This window comes from Streptomyces sp. SDr-06, from assembly GCF_003324565.1.
Classification (GTDB): Bacteria; Actinomycetota; Actinomycetes; order Streptomycetales; family Streptomycetaceae; genus Streptomyces.
Genome location: NZ_QOLA01000005.1, coordinates 121,328 through 140,379, shown reverse-complemented (window position 1 = coordinate 140,379; position 19,052 = coordinate 121,328). Strand labels below are relative to the sequence as shown.

General features: G+C 71.4%; 20 protein-coding genes. 12 read left to right on the top strand and 8 right to left on the bottom strand.

The genetic code is table 11. From position 1 onward, the window contains the following. Window positions 1-63: 63 nt before the first annotated feature. The 7 genes from DT019_RS13610 (at window position 64) to DT019_RS13580 (ending at window position 7,511) form a co-directional block, all read left to right on the top strand. Window positions 64-1,125 (top strand): BMP family protein, encoded by a 1,062-nt coding sequence (locus tag DT019_RS13610; protein WP_114037048.1) that lies wholly within the window; start codon window positions 64-66, stop codon window positions 1,123-1,125. 227 nt (window positions 1,126-1,352) lie between these two features. Continuing rightward, a complete protein-coding gene (locus DT019_RS13605; RefSeq protein ID WP_189389533.1) occupies window positions 1,353-2,918 on the top strand; it encodes an ABC transporter ATP-binding protein in 1,566 nt (521 codons plus the stop codon). Next, the gene (locus tag DT019_RS13600) at window positions 2,915-4,039 is read left to right on the top strand and encodes an ABC transporter permease (protein ID WP_114037047.1); all 1,125 of its coding nucleotides are present in this window, start codon (window positions 2,915-2,917) and stop codon (window positions 4,037-4,039) included. The genes DT019_RS13605 and DT019_RS13600 overlap by 4 nt, the downstream gene beginning before the upstream one ends. Then, window positions 4,036-5,325, top strand: coding sequence for an ABC transporter permease (locus DT019_RS13595; RefSeq protein WP_114037046.1), 1,290 nt, complete (start codon window positions 4,036-4,038; stop codon window positions 5,323-5,325). The genes DT019_RS13600 and DT019_RS13595 overlap by 4 nt, the downstream gene beginning before the upstream one ends. After that, entirely contained in the window at window positions 5,322-5,708 is a 387-nt protein-coding gene (locus DT019_RS13590) for a cytidine deaminase (protein WP_114037045.1), read from the top strand. Before DT019_RS13595 ends, DT019_RS13590 begins: the two co-directional genes overlap by 4 nt. Window positions 5,709-5,807: 99 nt before the next feature. Next, the gene (locus DT019_RS13585) at window positions 5,808-7,085 is read left to right on the top strand and encodes a thymidine phosphorylase (protein ID WP_114037044.1); all 1,278 of its coding nucleotides are present in this window, start codon (window positions 5,808-5,810) and stop codon (window positions 7,083-7,085) included. 99 nt (window positions 7,086-7,184) lie between these two features. Next, the gene (locus DT019_RS13580; RefSeq protein ID WP_223279478.1) at window positions 7,185-7,511 is read left to right on the top strand and encodes an STAS domain-containing protein; all 327 of its coding nucleotides are present in this window, start codon (window positions 7,185-7,187) and stop codon (window positions 7,509-7,511) included. A 155-nt stretch (window positions 7,512-7,666) separates the two neighbouring features. Here the strand turns inward: DT019_RS13580 and DT019_RS13575 are convergent, their stop codons facing one another. Together DT019_RS13575 and DT019_RS13570 are read right to left on the bottom strand one after the other, a co-directional pair. After that, on the bottom strand, window positions 7,667-8,671 hold the full coding sequence (locus DT019_RS13575) for a sigma-70 family RNA polymerase sigma factor (RefSeq protein WP_114037042.1): 1,005 nt from the start codon (window positions 8,669-8,671) through the stop codon (window positions 7,667-7,669). Window positions 8,672-8,763: 92 nt separating this feature from the next. After that, on the bottom strand, window positions 8,764-10,047 hold the full coding sequence (locus DT019_RS13570) for an MFS transporter (RefSeq protein WP_114037041.1): 1,284 nt from the start codon (window positions 10,045-10,047) through the stop codon (window positions 8,764-8,766). 120 nt (window positions 10,048-10,167) lie between these two features. Here DT019_RS13570 and DT019_RS13565 point away from each other — a divergent pair, with 120 nt between their 5' ends. Then, on the top strand, window positions 10,168-11,073 hold the full coding sequence (locus DT019_RS13565; protein ID WP_114037040.1) for a LysR family transcriptional regulator: 906 nt from the start codon (window positions 10,168-10,170) through the stop codon (window positions 11,071-11,073). 5 nt (window positions 11,074-11,078) lie between these two features. Here the strand turns inward: DT019_RS13565 and DT019_RS13560 are convergent, their stop codons facing one another. After that, on the bottom strand, window positions 11,079-11,843 hold the full coding sequence (locus DT019_RS13560) for an alpha/beta hydrolase (RefSeq protein WP_114037039.1): 765 nt from the start codon (window positions 11,841-11,843) through the stop codon (window positions 11,079-11,081). A gap of 114 nt (window positions 11,844-11,957) precedes the next feature. Here DT019_RS13560 and DT019_RS13555 point away from each other — a divergent pair, with 114 nt between their 5' ends. The 3 genes from DT019_RS13555 (at window position 11,958) to DT019_RS13545 (ending at window position 14,301) form a co-directional block, all read left to right on the top strand. Then, entirely contained in the window at window positions 11,958-13,112 is a 1,155-nt protein-coding gene (locus tag DT019_RS13555) for an adenosine deaminase (RefSeq protein ID WP_114037038.1), read from the top strand. A 124-nt stretch (window positions 13,113-13,236) separates the two neighbouring features. Next, window positions 13,237-13,524 (top strand): hypothetical protein, encoded by a 288-nt coding sequence (locus DT019_RS13550; RefSeq protein WP_114037037.1) that lies wholly within the window; start codon window positions 13,237-13,239, stop codon window positions 13,522-13,524. A gap of 81 nt (window positions 13,525-13,605) precedes the next feature. After that, complete coding sequence (locus DT019_RS13545) at window positions 13,606-14,301, top strand: hypothetical protein (RefSeq protein ID WP_114037036.1); 696 nt, start codon at window positions 13,606-13,608, stop codon at window positions 14,299-14,301. Here the strand turns inward: DT019_RS13545 and DT019_RS13540 are convergent, their stop codons facing one another. The 5 genes from DT019_RS13540 to afsQ1 form a co-directional block, all read right to left on the bottom strand. After that, window positions 14,302-14,505 (bottom strand): PspC domain-containing protein, encoded by a 204-nt coding sequence (locus DT019_RS13540; protein ID WP_114037035.1) that lies wholly within the window; start codon window positions 14,503-14,505, stop codon window positions 14,302-14,304. 96 nt (window positions 14,506-14,601) lie between these two features. Then, window positions 14,602-15,162 (bottom strand): VanZ family protein, encoded by a 561-nt coding sequence (locus DT019_RS13535; RefSeq protein ID WP_223279476.1) that lies wholly within the window; start codon window positions 15,160-15,162, stop codon window positions 14,602-14,604. A 69-nt stretch (window positions 15,163-15,231) separates the two neighbouring features. Next, entirely contained in the window at window positions 15,232-15,855 is a 624-nt protein-coding gene (locus tag DT019_RS13530) for a hypothetical protein (RefSeq protein WP_114037034.1), read from the bottom strand. Next, a complete protein-coding gene (locus tag DT019_RS13525) occupies window positions 15,852-17,357 on the bottom strand; it encodes a sensor histidine kinase (protein ID WP_114037033.1) in 1,506 nt (501 codons plus the stop codon). The genes DT019_RS13530 and DT019_RS13525 overlap by 4 nt, the downstream gene beginning before the upstream one ends. A 40-nt stretch (window positions 17,358-17,397) precedes the next feature. Further along, entirely contained in the window at window positions 17,398-18,075 is a 678-nt protein-coding gene (gene afsQ1 / locus DT019_RS13520; RefSeq protein WP_174248559.1) for a two-component system response regulator AfsQ1, read from the bottom strand. Between the two features lie 191 nt (window positions 18,076-18,266). On the opposite strand from afsQ1, the gene DT019_RS13515 reads away from it, so the two are divergent. Further along, window positions 18,267-19,025 (top strand): SigE family RNA polymerase sigma factor, encoded by a 759-nt coding sequence (locus DT019_RS13515; RefSeq protein WP_114037032.1) that lies wholly within the window; start codon window positions 18,267-18,269, stop codon window positions 19,023-19,025. Window positions 19,026-19,052: the final 27 nt, after the last annotated feature.

The following is a 19,052-nucleotide window of genomic DNA, read 5'->3' as shown; positions in this document are numbered from 1 at the left end:
ACGATCCGACGCGAAACCAGCGCCGGTAGGGGCGCCTCGGTTCAGGTTTGAAGGGACCTCCTCTTGCGCCGGGTATCCAAGATCGCTGCGGCCGGTATCGCCACCGCCGCGCTCGCGCTTTCCGCCACCGCCTGTGGCTCCACGTCCTCCCAGAAGGACTCGGGCACCTCGTCGTCCTCCGCGGGCGGCAAGGGCGTCAAGATCGGTGTCGCGTACGACGTCGGCGGCCGTGGCGACCACTCGTTCAACGACTCCGCCGCGCGCGGCATCGACAAGGCCAAGTCCGAGTTCGGCGGCTCCGTCAAGGAGCTGACCGCCAAGACCACCGACACCGAGGCCGACCGCGAGCAGCGGCTGACCGACCTCGCGGGCGCGGGCTACAACCCGGTCATCGGCATCGGCTACGCCTACGCGAACTCGATGAAGAAGGTCGCGGGCAAGTACCCGAACGTCACCTTCGGCATCGTCGACTCGGTGGTCGAGGGTCCGAAGAACATCGACAACATCGTCTTCACCGAGGAGCAGGGCTCCTACCTCGCGGGTGTCGCCGCGGCGCTGAAGACCAAGACGAACCACGTCGGCTTCATCGGCGGCGTGGACGTCCCCCTGATCAAGAAGTTCGAGGCGGGCTTCAACCAGGGCGTCAAGGACACCAAGCCCGACATCAAGGTCGACAACCAGTACCTGTCGCACGGCTCGGACACCTCCGGCTTCGCCAGCCCCGACAAGGGCAAGGAAGCCGCGCAGGGCATGCTCGACAACGGCGCCGACGTGATCTACACCGCCGCCGGTTCCTCCGGCACCGGTGCGATCGAGGCCGTCGCGGGCAAGAAGGGCGCCTGGGCGATCGGTGTCGACTCCGACCAGTACCAGCAGGCCTCGCTCGACAAGTACAAGAACTCGATCCTGACCTCGGTCGTCAAGAACGTCGACATCGGCGTCTACGACCTGATCAAGTCGATCAAGGACGGCAAGCCGCTGGTCGGCACCAACAGCTACCCGCTGGCCAAGAACGGCGTCTCGCTCGCCACCAGCGGCGGCTTCATCGCCGACATCCAGCCGCAGCTCGACGCGGCCAAGAAGAAGATCGTCGACGGCTCGATCAAGGTCAAGACGACCCCGTGACCCGCGGCGGTCGCCGACCGCCTCCGTCACAACCGGCCCGGTGAGCAGGGACCGCCCTGCCCACCGGGCCGTAACGAAGTGTCAACTCTACGCGCGTAGGCCGGAGTTGGCGCGCCAGGAGTGTGCTGAACTACTACGCCGGGAGCCCGGCGTGGCACATCAGTACGCTTCCCGGCTTCCCCGGAAGCTCCCCGCCCCCCTGCTCCTGCCCACGAGGAGAGTGCGCCATCAACGCGTCCAGCCCTCCCGCCGTCGAACTGCGCGGCATCACCAAACGATTCCCCGGTGTCGTCGCCAACAAGGACATCGACATCACCGTCCGCAAGGGCACCGTGCACGCCTTGTGCGGTGAGAACGGCGCCGGCAAGTCGACCCTGATGAAGATCCTCTACGGCATGCAGAAGCCGGACGAGGGCACCATCACCATCGACGGCGCCCAGGCGTCCTTCTCCAGCCCGGCCGACGCCATCGCGCTCGGCATCGGCATGGTCCACCAGCACTTCATGCTGGCCGACAACCTGACCGTCCTGGAGAACGTCGTCCTCGGCGGCGAGAAGCTGTACGGCATCGGCTCCAAGGCCCGCAACAAGATCAAGGAGATCTCGGACGCGTACGGCCTCGGGGTCCGCCCGGACGCCCTCGTCGAGGACCTCGGTGTCGCCGACCGCCAGCGCGTGGAGATCCTCAAGGTCCTCTACCGCGGCGCGCGCACCCTCATCCTCGACGAGCCGACCGCGGTCCTGGTCCCGCAGGAGGTCGAGGCGCTCTTCGACAACCTGCGCGAGCTCAAGGCCGAGGGCCTGACCGTCATCTTCATCTCGCACAAGCTGGGCGAGGTGCTCTCGGTCGCCGACGAGATCACGGTGATCCGGCGCGGCACCACGGTGGGCACCGCCGACCCCCGTACGACCACCACCAAGCAGCTCGCCGAGCTGATGGTGGGCAGCGAGCTGCCCTCGCCCGAGACGCGCGAGTCGACCGTCACCACGGTCCCGATGCTCCAGGTCGACGGCCTCCGGCTCGCGGCCACCGACCCCGACGGCGTGGTCCGCGAGGTGCTGTCCTCGGTCTCGTTCACGATCCACAAGGGCGAAGTGCTCGGCATCGCGGGCGTCGAGGGCAACGGCCAGGCCGAGCTCGTCGAGGCCATCATGGGCATGCGCATCCCCGACGGCGGTGTCATCACCCTCGACACCACCGACATCTCCACCGCCCCCACGCGCAAGCGCCGCGAGGACGGCATCGGATACATCCCCGAGGACCGCCACCGCCACGGCCTGCTTCTGGAGGCCCCCCTCTGGGAGAACCGCATCCTCGGCCACGTCACCGAGAAGCCCAACTCCAAGGGCGCCCTCCTCGACAACAAGGCCGCCCGCACCGACACCGAGCGGATCGTGCGCGAGTACGACGTGCGCACCCCCGGCATCGAGGTCACCGCGGCGTCCCTGTCCGGCGGCAACCAGCAGAAGCTGATCGTCGGCCGCGAGATGAGCCACCACCCCAAGCTGCTGATCGCCGCGCACCCCACCCGGGGCGTGGACGTCGGCGCGCAGGCGCAGATCTGGGACCAGATCCGCGAGGCCCGCCGTGAGGGCCTCGCCGTACTCCTGATCTCCGCCGACCTGGACGAGCTGATCGGCCTGTCCGACACCCTGCGGGTGATGTACCGGGGCCGTCTGGTCGCCGACGCCGACCCCGCCACGATCACCCCCGAGGAACTGGGCTCCGCCATGACCGGTGCCGCCACCGGCCACCTGGAGCACCAGCAGAACACTGGGGGAGAGGACCGATGAAGAAGCTCACCTCCCGCATCGACAAGGAGAAGCTGCTCCTCGCGATCGCGGCCCCCGTGCTCGCGCTCGTCGCGGCCCTTGTCGTCACCGCGCTGGTCATCCTCGCCACCGGCAGGAACCCGTTCCCGGCCTTCAACGACATGCTGTCGTACGGCTCCGCGAGCGACAGCCAGGTCTACATCCTCAACAAGGCGACGACCTACTACCTCGCGGGCATCGCGGTGGCCATCGGCTTCCGGATGAACCTGTTCAACATCGGCGTCGACGGCCAGTACCGCCTGGCCGCGTTCCTCGCCGCGGTGGTCGGCGGCGCGCTGAGCCTGCCCGGCATCGTGCAGATCCCGGTCATCATCATCGTCGCCATGCTGGTCGGCGCGGTGTGGTCGGCGATCGCGGGCATCCTGAAGGTGACCCGCGGCGTCAGCGAGGTCATCTCGACCATCATGCTGAACGCCATCGCGACCGCGATCATCGCCTATCTGCTCCAGCCCGACCGGCTCGGCCAGCTCGACGAGGCGGGCACGCTCGTCTCGACCAAGCCGCTGCCCAACTCGTCGTGGTTCTTCACCATCGACATGGGCCCGGCCGGCCAGCTGTGGGGCTTCATCGTCGTGGCCGTGCTCGTCGGCGTCGCGTACTGGTTCACGCTCGGCCGCACCCGCTTCGGCTTCGACCTGCGCGCGGTCGGCCAGTCCGAGTCCGCGGCCGCGGCCAGCGGTGCCAACGTCAAGAAGATGATCGTCACCAGCATGATCATCTCGGGTGCGGTGGCCGGTCTCGTCGGCATGCCCACGCTGCTCAACGACAGCCACCAGTTCGACAACAGCTTCCCGCTCGGACTCGGCTTCACCGGCATCGCCATCGCCCTGCTCGGCCGCAACCACCCGGTGGGCGTCGCGCTCGCCGCCCTGCTCTGGGGCTACCTGGAGCGCACCACCGGCCACTTCGAGGTGATCGGTTACGACAAGGAGATCCTCGGCGTGATCCAGGGCGTCATCGTCCTGTGCGTCGTGATCGCCTACGAACTCGTCCGCCGTTACGGCCTCAAGCGCCAGCAGCAGCGCGTCGGCGCCGAGCTCGCGGCCCAGGCCGCCAAGACCGAGACGGAGGTGACGGCATGAGCGTCACGACTGACACGACCACGACCCCACCGCCTCCGGCCGGGGTCAAGCGGGGCAACGCCCAGCGCAAGTTCTCGCTCGCGCAGGTCCTGATGATCATCGCGGGGGCGCTGATCCTCGTCTCCGCCGTACGCATGATCACCGGAGCCGACCAGCTCACCAGCGAGGGGCAGATCAGCGCCGCGCTCGGGCTCGCCGTGCCGATCGGGCTCGCGGGCCTCGCCGGTCTGTGGTCCGAGCGGGCCGGCGTGGTCAACATCGGCCTCGAAGGCATGATGATCCTCGGCACCTTCGGCGCCGGCTGGGTCGGCTGGCAGTCCAGCCCCTGGCTCGGTCTGCTCGCCGGTGTCGGCTTCGGCGTCGTCGGCGGTCTGATCCACGCCGTCGCCACCGTCACCTTCGGCGTCGACCACATCGTCTCCGGTGTCGCGATCAACCTGCTCGCGCTCGGTGTGACGCAGTACCTCGCCAAGCTCTTCTTCAACGGCGGCGAGGCCCAGGTCAAGGGCGGCAACCCCAAGCAGTCGCCGCCGGCCGACGCGCTGCCGAGCTTCAGCATCCCGGGCCTGTCCTCCGGCCTGGCGTCGGTCCAGAACCACCACTGGTTCCTCGTCTCCGACGTCGCGGGCATCCTCGGCGGCCTGGTCACCGAGGTCTCCTGGGTCACCGTCATCGCCGTCGCGCTCTTCGTCGGCACCTGGTGGGTGCTGTGGAAGACGGCCTTCGGTCTGCGCCTGCGCTCCTGCGGCGAGAACCCGATCGCGGCCGAGTCCCTCGGCGTGAACGTGTACTCCTACAAGTACGCGGCGGTCGCCGTCTCCGGCGGTCTGGCCGGTCTCGGTGGCGCCTTCCTCGCCCTGGTCACCTCGCACATCTACCTGGAGAACCAGACCGGCGGCCGCGGTTACATCGGCCTCGCCGCGATGATCTTCGGCAACTGGCGGCCGGGCGGACTCGCCATGGGCGCGGGCCTGTTCGGCTTCTCCGACGCGCTCCAGCTGCGCAACGGCGGCACCACCGTGCACGCCCTGCTGCTCCTGCTGGTCGTGCTGCTCGCCGCGCTGGCCGGCTGGAAGGCGTACAAGAAGGCGATGCTCCAGGCCGCGATCAGCGCGGTGATGGCCGTGCTCATCCTGGTCTGGTACCTGGTGACCGACGACGTGCCCGGCGACTTCGTCGGCGCGACCCCGTACGTCGTGACGCTGCTCGTCCTGTCGCTCTCCGCGCAGCGCCTGCGGATGCCCAAGGCGGACGGCATGCGCTACCGGAAGGGCCAGGGCAAGTGACGCCCGACTGGGAGGCGCTGCGCACGGCCGCGCGCGAGGCCATGTCCCGCGCGTACGCGCCGTACTCGGGCTACCCGGTCGGCGCGGCCGCCCTGGTCGACGACGGGCGCACCGTGACCGGCTGCAACGTGGAGAACGCCTCGTACGGCATCGGCCTGTGCGCCGAGTGCGGGCTCGTCTCGGCGCTCCAGCTCTCCGGCGGCGGCCGCCTGACGCACTTCACCTGCGTCGACGGCCACGGTGATGTCCTGGTGCCGTGCGGCCGCTGCCGCCAGCTCCTCTTCGAGTTCGGCGGCCCGGAGCTCCTGCTGGAGACTCCGGCGGGCATCCTCAAGCTGTCCGAGATGCTGCCCCAGGCCTTCGGCCCGGACCACCTGAAGTAACCCCGCGGCCCCCGCACCTGGTGTGGGGGCCGCACTCTCAACACCCCTCTATGCGCGTAGAGTCGCGTACGTAACGTGCACCAAGCCGGAAGGAATGCCATGGACGTCATCTCCGTCATCCGCACCAAGCGAGACCGGGGCGAGCTGTCTCCCGAGCAGATCGACTGGGTCATCGACGCGTACACGCGCGGCGTGGTCGCCGACGAGCAGATGTCCGCCCTGGCCATGGCGATCCTCCTCAACGGCATGAACCGCACGGAGATCGCCCGCTGGACCGCTGCCATGATCGCCTCCGGCGAGCGCATGAACTTCGACGCGCTCTCGCGCCCGACCGCAGACAAGCACTCCACCGGCGGCGTCGGCGACAAGATCACCCTGCCGCTCGCCCCGCTGGTCGCCGCCTGCGGCGCGGCCGTGCCGCAGCTCTCGGGCCGGGGCCTCGGCCACACCGGCGGCACCCTGGACAAGCTGGAGTCGATCCCGGGCTGGCGCGCGCTGCTCTCCAACGAGGAGATGCTGAACGTCCTGGACACCACGGGCGCGGTCATCTGCGCGGCGGGCGACGGCCTGGCCCCCGCTGACAAGAAGCTGTACGCGCTGCGCGACGTGACCGGCACGGTGGAGGCGATCCCGCTCATCGCCTCGTCCATCATGTCGAAGAAGATCGCCGAGGGCACCGGCTCCCTGGTCCTGGACGTGAAGGTCGGCACCGGCGCCTTCATGAAGAACATCGAGGACGCGCGCGAACTCGCCTCCACGATGGTCGCGTTGGGCACGGACAGCGGCGTGAAGACGGTCGCCCTGCTCACCGACATGTCCACCCCGCTCGGCCTGACCGCGGGCAACGCGCTCGAAGTGCGGGAATCCGTCGAGGTGTTGGCGGGCGGCGGCCCCTCCGACGTCGTCGAGCTCACCATCGCGCTGGCCCGCGAGATGCTGGACGCGGCGGGCATCAAGGACGCCGACCCCGCCAAGGCGCTGGCCGACGGCTCCGCGATGGACGTGTGGCGCCGGATGATCGCGGCCCAGGGCGGCGACCCGGACGCGACCCTGCCCGTCGCCCGCGAACAGCACGTCATCACGGCGGCGTCCTCGGGCGTCCTGACCCGCCTCGACGCGTACGACATCGGCGTGGCCGCCTGGCGTCTGGGTGCGGGCCGAGCCCGCAAGGAGGACCCGGTGCAGGCGGGCGCCGGCGTGGAGCTCCACGCCAAGCCCGGCGACACGGTCACCGCGGGCCAGCCGCTGCTGACCCTGCACACGGACACGCCGGAGAAGTTCGAGTACGCGCTGGAGTCGCTGGAGGGCTCGTACGACGTGGCCCCCGCCGGAACGGAGTTCTCGGCCGACCCCATCGTGCTGGAACGAATCGCCTGATCTGCGGATCTCCTGGCTGGGCCCGCGTACGGGCGAACGGGACCGGTGGACCTCCACCGGTCCCGTTCGGCGTTCCGGTGCCCCGCCGGAGCTCCACCGATGAGTTCCGCCCGTCGCGCCGGTCCCACCAGCATGACCCTGGAAGCCACCGATCCCGCCGGGCAGCACCCCGTCCTCGTCGTCCCCGATCCCCTCACCCTGGCCGATGTCCCGCTCCTGTGCGAGCGGCTGCGCGCGCTGTACGGGGGCGGGGCCGAGCTCGTGGTGTGCGACCTCGCCGCGCTGAGCCGGGCCGACCTCGCCGCCGTCGAGGCGGTGGCCCGGCTGCGGCTCACCGCCCGGCGGGCCGGACGCCGCGTCCGCATGCGGAATGCCGGGGCCGGTCTTGTGGCGCTGCTTGAGCTGACGGGGCTGGGGGGCGACTGAGGGGGCCTTGGTGGTTCGTCGGCTGCGGGCTGCCCGTGGCTGGGCGCGCAGTTCCCCGCGCCCCTTCAACCCCCTTCGATCTGCGGACCGTGGCCGCTTCTCGCGCAGTTCCCCGCGCCCCTGGCGGTGCTGGTCGTCCGGCGATTGAGAGCGGCTCAGCGGGCCGGGGACGGGTCGCCGTCCTCGTCCAGGCGGGCGGGGAGGTTGAACAGCGGGAACCAGCGGGCCGTGTCCAGGAACGAGCAGATGCCCGTGACCTTGCCCCCGCTGGTCTCCAGCACCATCAGGGCCCAGGGTGTGAAGCCGCCCTTCTCGTGGTCCGGGTGGTAGTGGGCGAAGGCGGGGCTGCCGTTGGCCACCGTCGGCAGGAGACGGGAGCCGCGGCAGACCGAGCCCACCCCCAGCATCCAGCCCACGATGTCGTCGTGGCCGCGCAGCCACAGGTCGTACGGCGGCATCGACAGCGTGGCGTCCTCATGGAGCAGGGCGGTCAGGGCCGTCATGTCGTAGCCCTCGAAGGCCGCCACGTACCGGTCGAGGAGCTTCTGCTGCTCCTCGTCGAGCGGGTCCGCCGCGTCGGACTCCTTCGGCGCCGACTCCGCCAGCGTCGCACGGGCGCGCTGGAGCGCGGAGTTGACCGAGGCTACCGAGGTGTCGAGCAGCTCGGCGACCTCCGACGCCTTCCAGGCAAGCACCTCGCGCAGGATCAGTACGGCACGCTGCTTGGGCGGCAGGTGCTGGAGGGCGGCGACGAAGGCGAGCCGCACCGACTCGCGGGCCAGCGCCGCCTCGGCCGGGTCCTCCACGGTCGGCAGCACCCGGCCGTCCGGCACCGGCTCCAACCAGGTCACTTCCGGGCGGGAGTTGAGCTGCGCGTTGGCCACCGGGGTGGCCGCCGTCAGGTCCATGGGCCTGGCCCGTTTGTTGCCCGCGCTCAGCATGTCCAGGCACACGTTCGTCGCGATGCGGTACAGCCACGAACGCAGCGAGGAGCGGCCCTCGAACTTGTCGATGCTCCGCCACGCCCGCACCAGCGTGTCCTGCACCGCGTCCTCCGCCTCGAACGCCGAGCCGAGCATCCGGTAGCAGTACCCCGTCAGCTCCGTCCGGTGTCCTTCGAGGCGTACGTCCAGATCCGTCGCCGCTGCCAGATCACTCATCGGTCCACCCCATGTCGCGCCCTTGTGGTGCCAGCACTCCGGAAGCTACCGGACCCCACTGACAATCGCGCGGCTACCGACAAAGGCGCAGGTCAGTGACGGGCGTGGGCCAGCCGCAGCGAGTGGGTGCGGCGCTCGGCGCGGGCCGCGTGCGAGCCGTACAGGGTGACCGAGACGACGCCGAGCACGGCGAGGACGCCGAGCAGCACCGTGGCCGGCCAGCCCGCCGCGTGGAAGGCGACCGCGCCGAGCGTGCCGCCCGCGCTGGAGCCCAGGTAGTAGGCGGACTGGTAGAGCGCGGACGCCTGGGCGCGGCCCTGCTTGGCGGTGTGGCTCACCGAGGACGAGGCGACCGCGTGGCCCGCGAAGAAGCCAGCCGTGATGAGGACGAGTCCCGCCAGGATCGCGGTGAGCGAGGAGGCCAGCGACAGGAGCAGGCCCGCCGCGGTCGTCGAGACCGCCAGGTACAGGGCGCCGCGGCGGCCCACCCGGGCCACCAGCCTGCCGGCCGCCGCGGAGGAGACCGTACCGACCAGGTAGACCAGGAAGATCGAGCCGATCAGGCCCTGCGGCAGGTGGAACGGCGCCGCGGTGAGGCGGTAGCCGATCACCGTGTAGACCGAGCCGAACACCGTCATGAACAGCGCGCCGATGGCGTACAGGCGGACCAGGAGCGGGTCGGAGAGGTGGCCGCGCACCGTGCGGGCCAGGGCGCGCGGGTTCAGCGAACCCGGCGTGAAATGACGGGCCTTGGGCAGGAGCAGGCGGAACGCCACCGCGCACACCGCGGCGAGCGCGCCGACCGCGAGCAGCGCCGCGCGCCAGCCCCAGGCCTGTGCGACCCAGCCGGTCAGGATGCGCCCGCTCATGCCGCCGATCGAGTTGCCCGCGACGAACAGGCCGATCGCCGCGACCAGCGCCTTCGGCTTCACTTCCTCCGCCAGGTACGCCATCGCCGAGGCGGGCAGCCCCGCGATCGCCGCGCCCTGGACGGCGCGCAGCGCCACCAGCCAGCCCACGCCGGGCGCGAAGGGGACGAGCAGGCCCACGGCCACCGCGACCGCCAGTGACACCGTCATCATCCGGGTCCGCCCGAACCGCTCCGACAGGGCGCTGAGCGGCAGTACGAACAGGGCGAGGGCGCCGGTCGCCGCCGAGACCGTCCAGCTGGCCGCGCTCGCCGTGGCTCCGAGATCGGCGGAGATCAGCGGCAGCAGGGCCTGGGTGGAGTAGAGGAGGGCGAAGGTGGCGACCCCGGCGGCGAAGAGCGCGAAGCTCATCCGGCGGTAGCCGGGGGCGCCCGGGGTGAGCTGGAGCGGGGACGGCGCGGTGGAGGCGCCCACGGTGGTGGACGCCCCGGTACTGGCAGGAGGCATGGGTCGACCGTAGGCCCGCCCGCGTTTATGCGTCCAATGCACAGATGGGCGACAATCGATTCACTCCCGCATCAGTGAAGGTCAGAGGCGCGCGTGTCATCGAACAGTTACGAAGAATCCATGGAAGAGGCGGCGATGGCCCTCGCCCCGCGCCTCGCCTATTTCGCCGGGGTGGCCCGCCACGAGCACGTCACCCGCGCCGCCCACGAGCTCGGCGTGCCCCAGTCGACCCTCTCGCGCGCCATGGTCCGCCTCGAAGAGGACCTGGGCGTCGCCCTGTTCGCGCGCAAGGGCCGCACCGTCTCGCTCACCGCCGCGGGCCGCGCCTTCCTCGGCTCCGCCGAGCGGGCGCTCGCCGAGGTCGGTCGGGCCGCCGAGTCGGTGCGCGCGGACGCCGACCCGGCCGCGGGGCGGGTCGCCTTCGGCTTCCTGCACACCATGGGCTCCGAGACGGTGCCCGGTCTCATCCGCGCCTTCCGCGTCGACCACCCCCGCATCCGCTTCACGCTCGTACAGAACTACGGCGAGGCGATGATCGAGCGGCTGCGGGCTGGGGAGCTCGACCTGTGTCTGACCTCGCCCGTGCCGGACGCGCCCGATCTGGCGGCCCGGCGCCTGGACGAACAGCGGCTGCGCCTGGTGGTGCCCGACGATCACCGCCTCGCGAGCCGCAAGCGGGTGCGGCTGGCGGAGGCCGCCGACGAGACGTTCGTGACCCTGGAGCCCGGCTACGGGCTGCGCCGCATCACCGACGACCTGTGCGCGGAGGCCGGGTTCGCGCCGCGCATCGCCTTCGAGGGCGAGGAGGCCGAGACGCTGCGCGGTCTGGTGGCGGCCGGGCTCGGGGTGGCGTTGCTGCCGCCGCCCGCGGTCGCCCGGCCCGGGGTCGTCGAGCTGACCGTCACGGCGCCGCGCGCGGTGCGCGAGATCGGGGTCGCCTGGCTCGACGGGCACCCGGACACCCCGCCGGTCGCCGCCTTCAAGGCCTTCCTGCTGTCCCGGCGCGGAAAGCTCATTCCCCAGTAACCCGCCTACGGGCGCAGGGACTTGCCGAAGCCCGCGGCGAGCGGCATCCGCAGCCCGAGCGGTGGGGGCGCGGCGAACGCGTCGGTGACCGGGCGGGCGTACGGGCGGGAGAACAGGGCGCCGAAGACGAAGTCCACGGCCAGCGCGTGGACTTCGGGCCGGTGCTGGCGCATCGTGTGGCCGTCGGAGTGCACCTCGAAGCGGCAGGTGTCCCGGTTGGCCTTCTTGGCGCGCTCGGCCAGCCGGTAGGACAGCTCCGGATTGCTGCGCGCGTCATTGGTGCCGTGCACGATCATCACGCGGCGGCCCACCAGCTGCTTCACCGGCTCCGGGTCGGCCGCCACGTCGTCCTCGGGGATCCAGGGGGCCAGCGCCAGCACCGAGTTGACCGCCGGGTGGCCCGCCGCCCGCAGCGCCGCGCGGCCGCCCATGCCGTGTCCGGCGAGGCACACCGGCACGTCCCCGTAGCGGCGCACGACCTCGTCGGCGGCCCATTCGGCGTCCGTGACGAGTCGCGCGTCGCCGCCGTTCCAGCCCTGGCCGCGGTAGTGGACGGCGTGCGCCACCAGGCCCTCCGCGCGGCCGTCCCTGGCCAGCCTGCGGGCCAGCGGCAGCGCGGCCGCGTAGGCGAGGGGGGAGGGCCGGCGTGCCGAGACGGGGTCGCCGTCCGGGAGCACCAGGACCACACCGCTGACCGTCGCGCCGCCACCGGTCGCACCGGCGGCCCGTCCGAGCCGGGCAGCAGGCAGGGGAATCGCTTGCTGTGCCATGGCAGAACAGTCTCAGAAGGCGAGGTGTACTCCACCCGTCCGCGCGGTCACTGTTACGTATCGACGGCGTTCGTACGCCGGGTGATCTACGCGCGTAGGGGCTAGAGTGCGCAGATGACGAGCCAGACCGCATCCGTACCCACCCCGGATCAGATCAGCCGTGCCCCGAAGGTGCTGCTCCACGACCACCTCGACGGGGGTCTGCGTCCCGGGACCATCATCGACATCGCCGCGGAAACCGGGTACGCCGGTCTGCCCGAGACCGAGGCCGACAAGCTCGGCATCTGGTTCCGCGAGGCCGCCGACTCGGGCTCCCTGGAAAGGTACTTGGAGACCTTCGCGCACACCTGCGCCGTCATGCAGACCCGGGACGCGCTGTTCCGCGTCGCCGCCGAGTGCGCCCAGGACCTCGCCGAGGACGGCGTCGTCTACGCCGAGGTGCGCTACGCCCCCGAGCAGCACCTGGAGCAGGGGCTCACCCTCGAAGAGGTCGTCGAGGCCGTCAACGAGGGCTTCCGCGAAGGCGAGCGCAGGGCCCGCGCCAACGGCCACCGCATCCGCGTCGGCGCGCTGCTCACCGCGATGCGGCACGCCGCGCGCGCCCTGGAGATCGCCGAACTCGCCAACTCCTACCGGGACTCGGGCGTCGTCGGCTTCGACATCGCCGGCGCCGAGGCGGGCTTCCCGCCCACCCGGCACCTGGACGCGTTCGAGTACCTCAAGCGCGAGAACAACCACTTCACCATCCACGCGGGCGAGGCCTTCGGGCTCCCGTCGATCTGGCAGGCCCTCCAGTGGTGCGGCGCCGACCGGCTCGGCCACGGGGTGCGCATCATCGACGACATCGAGGTCGCCGAGGACGGCGGGGTGAAGCTGGGCCGGCTCGCCTCGTACGTGCGCGACAAGCGGATCCCGCTGGAGATGTGCCCGACCTCCAACCTCCAGACCGGGGCGGCGACCTCGTACGCGGAGCACCCCATCGGGCTGTTGCGCAAGCTGCACTTCCGGGCCACTGTCAACACGGACAACCGGCTGATGTCGGGCACCAGCATGAGCCAGGAATTCGAGCACCTGACGAATGCCCTCGGTTACACCCTCGACGACATGCAGTGGTTCACGGTCAATGCGATGAAATCAGCATTCATTCCTTTCGATGAACGACTGGCCATGATCAATGACGTGATCAAGCCGGGTTATGCCGAGCTGAAGTCCGAATGGCTGTTCCAGCAGACCGCCACGACCAGCGGTTCTGCGGTCGCGGGCAGTTGATCTGAGGAAGCGGAAAACCGCCGGGAGTGTGAACTCTCGGCGGTTTTCCCATGTTTGCGGCCGGGCGGTCGGCTGACTAGCTTGGCGAGTCGCTCACCTTTCCCACCCCAAGGACACATTTCTGATGAAGCAGTCTGCCAAGACGCTCGGTGTAGTTGCCCTCGGTGCCGCCTTCGCCGCCGCCGCCGCGGGGACGGCGTCCGCCGCCCCCGCGCTCCCGATGGGAGCGCTGTCGACCGTGACCGCCGGGACCCCGCTCGGCATCGTCGCCAAGGCGCTGCCCGCCGCCACCGGGCAGTCGGGTCAGAAGGGCACGAGCTCCGACCCGGTCCAGGGTCTGCTGGGCGGCCTGCCGACCGGCCCGGTGGCCAGCAACCTCGCCGGCGGCGGACTGCCGGGCCTCTCCGGCTGACCCCCCAGCACCACGCGCCGCCGGGGCGCACACCCGTGAGCCGGGTGTGCGCCCCGGCGGTGTGTGAGTAGGGTCCTGATCATGCGTCCGAAGGCGGCCGTCCTCGCGGCGGGGCTCACCGTGACCGCGTTGCTCGCCGCCGCGGCCTGCACCGGCCCGCCGGACGGCCCGGTCGAATCCGTGAGCGGCCCGGGCGGCACCCAGGCCGCACTGCGCCGGGCGGCCCTCGACGCGGGCGACGTGCCCGGCTACCGGATCTCCGGCGACACCCCGCCCGGCGACACCCAGGGCACGCCGAGAGCCGACCGCCCCGCGTGCGCGCCGCTGGCGGAGGTGATGGGGGAGCGCCCGGACGACCGGGCCCGGGCCACGGTGAGCCGGGGCCTCGGCTCGCAGCGCACGCCGGGCCTCGCGGTGTCGGCCTCGCTGTCCGCCTACTCCGCGCCGGACGCCCACCGCCTCATGACCGGGCTGCGCACGGCGCTGGCCCGCTGCGGCACCGGTTTCGCCACCCTACTCGACGGCCGCAGGGCCGCGTATCGCGAGGTGCGTGAGGTGCCGTACGCGGTGCGGGGCGACGAGTCGGTCGGCTGGACCGCGTCCGCGCTCGCCCAGGGGGCCCCGGCCCCGGTGCACATCGTGGTGGTGCGCCTCGGCGCGACCGTGGTGCGGTTCATGGCGATCGACCTCTCCGGGCGCGCGCCCTCGACGGTGACGGTCCCGCACGAGATCGCCGACCGGCAGCTCGACAAGCTGGCCCGGACCCTCGGGGGCTGACTACCAGGCGGTGCGCGGCGCCTTCTCGGCGGGGATCAGCGCCCACAGGGCCAGGTAGAGCAGGAACTGCGGCCCCGGCAGCAGGCACGAGAGAACGAAGATCACGCGCATCGTGGTGGCGGAGGTGCCGAAGCGCCGTGCGAGCGCGGCGCACACCCCGCCGATCCGGCGGCCTTCGGTGGGGCGGAGAAGAGGGGCGCTCATGGAAGGCTCCTTCGGAGCTGGAGTGGGGGAGCCGCTCGTGGTGGGCTCCCTCGCGATGTCTCCATGGTCCCTCCCCGGCGCCGCCCGGCCGTCGGGCTACGGGGCGATCCCGACCCTGGGAATCGTCGGGGTGCGTCCCTGGGGGGTGTCATCCCGAAGGACGGGGGCGGGCGGCTCCCGGTCCTCCTTCTGGTTCCTGCGGCGCAGTCCCCGGCGGCCGGCCGGCACCACCGCGAGGTGGGCGAGCGCGACGCCGGCCGTGTTCAGGAGCAGCGAGTCCACGTCGGGGACCTGGCCGGGCACCGCCGTCTGCAACAGGGCGATGCCGAGCGAGATCAGCGCGCCGGCCAGGACGGTGCGTACCAGCGAGGCGAGCGGGGAGACCTGGAGCCGGCCGCCCACTATGGGCAGCAGCACCCCGAGCGGGGCGAGCAGTAGCAGCCCCTCGCCGATCTGGTGCGCGGCCTCCAGCGGACCGAGCGCGAGATCGGCCTTGATGCCGGCGAACGGCGTCAGATTGGTGGCCGTCACCCACATCACGTTCCGGGGCCGCAGCGAGGTCCACGCCACGAGCAGCAGATGCGCGAGGAGGAGGACGAACCCCACCACGCGGAACCGGATGACGGCGCTGCCGCCTTGACCATGAAGCTGCTGCACGCCCCCCAAGACGCGGCCCGCGGCGGGAACGGTTCCGCCGCGGCCGGGTGACTTGGCCGGGGTGTCGCGCTAGGTGCGGGTGGGCCGGGGGATGTCGCCCAGGGTCGCCGCGCTGTCCGGCCGGGACTTCATCTCCGACGTGCAGGTGTAGCCGCGCGCCGGGTCCTCGCCGGGCCCGCCGAGCACCACCTGCTGGCTGCCGGGCGCCGTCGGGGTGTTCTCCGCGTACGTGCAGACCACCTGGGACAGGGCGAGCGCGGAGAGGTCCGCCGGGTTGCGGCTCAGCCGCAGCGCGCCCGCCGGATCGTTCTTGTGCGCCGCCGTGACGGTGAGCGGGCCCTTCACCTCGGTGGTGAACCCGGCGTCCTTCTCGTCGCCCGACGGCTGCGCGATCAGCTCGTCGAGCAGCGCCTGCGCGAAGCGGAGCCGGTCCGCCGCGCCCGTGCTCTCCGGGATGCGCACCGAGCGCCGGGCCGTGACCAGCTGCGCCCCGCACACCAGGTAGACCTGGGCGGTGACGCCCTCGAACTGCGGGGTGACCGCGTTGTCCGGCACCTCGCACGGCACCCGGGAAGGAGCCGGTCCCGCGTCGACCGGGACCGAGGTGGGCCGGATTCCGCAGCCGGTGGCGGCCGCGCCCAGCGCGAGCAGCCCGGCCAGCGCGGCGGCTGCCCGGTGACGTCGTCCTCTCACTGCGCCGCGCCTCCTTCCGGCGTCTCGGCGGTGGCGGGCGGGGTGGCGTCCAGCGGAAGCCGCAGCACGAACACCGCGCCGCCTTCGGGGGAGTTGGAGGCGGAGATGTCGCCGCCGTGGATGTGCGCGTTCTCCATCGCGATGGACAGGCCCAGACCGCTGCCCTCGGAGCGCGGCCGCGAGGCGCTGGCCTTGTAGAAGCGGTCGAAGACGTGCGGCAGTACGTCCTCGGGGATGCCGGGCCCGTGGTCGCGTACCGCGATGACCAGCTCGTCGTCCTCGACGCGCACCGAGACCCGCACCGGGGAGCCGCCGTGCTTGAGGGCGTTGCCGATGAGGTTGGCGAGCACCACGTCCAGGCGGCGCGGGTCGAGGCGGGCCATGATGCCGCGCTCGGCGTCCAGTTCGACGGCGTCCAGCCAGGCCCGGGTGTCGATGCACGCGGTGATCTGGTCGGCGATGTCCACGTCGTCCAGGACCAGGCGGGCGGTGCCCGCGTCGAAGCGGGTGACCTCCATCAGGTTCTCGACCAGGACGTTCAGGCGCCGGGTCTCGGAGACCACCAGGCGCACGGCGGGCGCGATCATCGGGTCGAGGCTGTCCTCCTCCTCGTCCAGGACCTCGGCGACCGCGGTGAGCGCGGTCAGCGGCGTACGCAGCTCGTGCGACATGTCGGCGACGAAGCGGCGGCTCGCCTCCTCGCGTGCGCTCATGTCGGTGACCTTCTTCTCCAGGGCCTCGGCGGTGCGGTTGAACGTCCGTGACAGATCGGCGAGTTCGTCCGTGCCGGAGACCCTCAGGCGGGTGTCGAGCTTGCCCTCGCCGAGCCGGCGCGCCGCGTCCCCGAGCCGCTGCACCGGCCGCAGCACGGTGGTGGCGGCCGCCTGCGCGAGCAGCGCCGAGGCGAGCAGCGCGAGCAGGGTGGCGATGCCGAGCGACCAGGCGAGCGAGTTGAGGTCGCGCCGCTCCTGGTCGAGCGGGGCCAGCATGTAACCGGTCGGCCCGGCCCCGATGATCTTCGTCCCGCCGACCAGGTACGGATGGCCGTGCAGGGTGATCCGCTGCCAGAACAGGTGGTACGGGTAGGCGTTGGTCTGGGTGACCTTCTGCTTCTTGGTGACCGCCTCCTGGAGGGAGCCCGGCACGTCGTCGAGTGTGAAGCCGTCGACGTTCGACGCCCCCACGATCGGCTTGCCCGGGGCGCGCTCGGCCACCAGCAGCACGTTGTAACGGGAGTTGCTGCTGTCCGCCATCTGCTTGGCGGCCACCTGCAGCTCGTGCTCGGTGGGCTGCAACGGCAGCGAGGCGGCCCGGTTCTGCATGCCCTGACGGAAGTCGTTGAGCGCCGAGTCCTGGGTGCGGACGAGGACGGCCTCACGGTTGAGCCAGTACGCGATGCCGGACGCGGAGACGGCCGCGGTGAGCGCGACGAGCGCGAACACGACGACGAGCCGCAGCCGCAGACTGGTCCAGCGCAGACCGGCGAGTATCGCTCGCTTCACATGCCCTGCTTATCGGAGGTGCGGAGGTGGTGCGACAGGTTCACGAGGGGGTGTCCAGGCGGTAGCCCACACCACGGACCGTACGGATCAGCGTCGGCGAGGACGGCACGTCCTCGACCTTGGCGCGCAGCCGCTGCACACAGGCGTCGACGAGGCGGGAGTCGCCCAGGTAGTCGTGCTCCCACACCAGCCGGAGCAGCTGCTGGCGGGAGAGCGCCTGGCCGGGGCGGCGGCTCAGTTCGAGCAGCAACCGCAGCTCGGTGGGCGTGAGTTGGAGGTCCTCGCCGTTCTTGGTGACGGTCATCGCGGCCCGGTCGATCACCACGTTGCCGAACGCCGCCGAGTCGGTGGCCTCGCGCTCCCCCCGCCGCAGCACCGCCCGGATCCGGGCGTCGAGGACCCGCCCCTGGACCGGCTTGACCACATAGTCGTCGGCGCCGGACTCGAGGCCCACCACCACGTCGATGTCGTCGTTGCGCGCGGTCAGCAAAATGATCGGCAGCTGGTCGGTGCGCCGGATCCGGCGGCACACCTCGAAACCGTCGATCCCGGGCAGCATCACGTCCAGCACGATCAGGTCCGGCCGCTGCTCACGCAGCAGTTTCAGACCGTCCTCGCCCGTCGCCGCGGTGGCCACACGGTGGCCCTGGCGGGACAGGGAGAGTTCGAGGGCCGTGCGGATGGCGTCGTCGTCCTCGATCAGCAACAGGAAAGGCACAGAGGTCATTCTGGCCCATGGGGGACAGGAGCACGACCCCCGTCCGGCCCCCGGCCCGCATCCACGTGCGACGCGGCCGCTGTGACAGGCCTGTGACACTCGGCGGACAGCTCGATGAAGTCGCCCGGGCAAGCTCTTCCTCGTAACCCAGCACGGCACGAAAAACAGACTCCACCGACGGGGGGCGCGAGATGAACGCACTGCACAGCACCAACTCCGGCGCAGTTGTGACGCGTCTCCACGACGTCGTACGGAGCACCGAGAAGTCCGGTGCCGCTGTGAGCGGGCGGGGGTGCGCTCGCGGCACCGGGCGCCAGCACACGTCGTACATGACGGTGATGGACACCTCCGCGGTTCCGGCCGCGGGGAACAGGCCGCAGGGCGGCGGGGCGGCGTACCGGGAGGTCACGGGGGAGCGGCAGAGCCTGTCGGAGGCGGAGTTCACCGCCTACGTCCAGGAGCGCCGCGCCTCCCTGTACGCGACCGCCTACCACCTGACCGGCGACCGCTACGAGGCGGAGGACCTGCTGCAGAGCGCGCTGTTCTCCACCTACCGGGCCTGGGATCGCATCAGCGACAAGGCGGCGGTCGGCGGCTACCTGCGCCGGACCATGACCAACCTGCACATCAGCGCCTGGCGGCGGCGCAAGCTCAACGAGTACCCGACCGAGGAGCTGCCGGAGACGGCCGGCGACACGGACGCGATGCGCGGCACCGAACTGCGCGCGGTGCTCTGGCAGGCGCTGGCCCGCCTTCCCGAACTGCAGCGCACGATGCTGGTGCTGCGCTACTACGAGGGTCGTACCGACCCGGAGATCGCGGAAATCCTGGACATCAGTGTCGGCACGGTGAAGTCCAGCATCTGGCGCTCGCTGCGCCGGCTGCGCGAGGACGAGGTCCTCAGCTTCGGGCGTGACGAGGAGGAGTCCTTCGGCGAGTTGGTGGCCTGAAGGTCTGGGGGAGGGGAACGGGAGGTC

Bases quoted from the DNA above. Each gene is read 5' to 3' on its own strand.
- DT019_RS13580 (WP_223279478.1), top strand. From the start codon at position 7,185: ATGAGTTCCGCCCGTCGCGCCGGTCCCACCAGCATGACCCTGGAAGCC.
- DT019_RS13550 (WP_114037037.1), top strand. From the start codon at position 13,237: ATGAAGCAGTCTGCCAAGACGCTCGGTGTAGTTGCCCTCGGTGCCGCC.
- DT019_RS13600 (WP_114037047.1), top strand. From the start codon at position 2,915: ATGAAGAAGCTCACCTCCCGCATCGACAAGGAGAAGCTGCTCCTCGCG.
- DT019_RS13545 (WP_114037036.1), top strand. From the start codon at position 13,606: ATGCGTCCGAAGGCGGCCGTCCTCGCGGCGGGGCTCACCGTGACCGCG.
- DT019_RS13595 (WP_114037046.1), top strand. From the start codon at position 4,036: ATGAGCGTCACGACTGACACGACCACGACCCCACCGCCTCCGGCCGGG.
- DT019_RS13540 (WP_114037035.1), bottom strand. From the start codon at position 14,505: ATGAGCGCCCCTCTTCTCCGCCCCACCGAAGGCCGCCGGATCGGCGGG.
- DT019_RS13515 (WP_114037032.1), top strand. From the start codon at position 18,267: ATGAACGCACTGCACAGCACCAACTCCGGCGCAGTTGTGACGCGTCTC.
- DT019_RS13560 (WP_114037039.1), bottom strand. From the start codon at position 11,843: ATGGCACAGCAAGCGATTCCCCTGCCTGCTGCCCGGCTCGGACGGGCC.
- DT019_RS13575 (WP_114037042.1), bottom strand. From the start codon at position 8,671: ATGAGTGATCTGGCAGCGGCGACGGATCTGGACGTACGCCTCGAAGGA.
- DT019_RS13565 (WP_114037040.1), top strand. From the start codon at position 10,168: ATGGAAGAGGCGGCGATGGCCCTCGCCCCGCGCCTCGCCTATTTCGCC.
- DT019_RS13555 (WP_114037038.1), top strand. From the start codon at position 11,958: ATGACGAGCCAGACCGCATCCGTACCCACCCCGGATCAGATCAGCCGT.
- DT019_RS13585 (WP_114037044.1), top strand. From the start codon at position 5,808: ATGGACGTCATCTCCGTCATCCGCACCAAGCGAGACCGGGGCGAGCTG.
- DT019_RS13570 (WP_114037041.1), bottom strand. From the start codon at position 10,047: ATGCCTCCTGCCAGTACCGGGGCGTCCACCACCGTGGGCGCCTCCACC.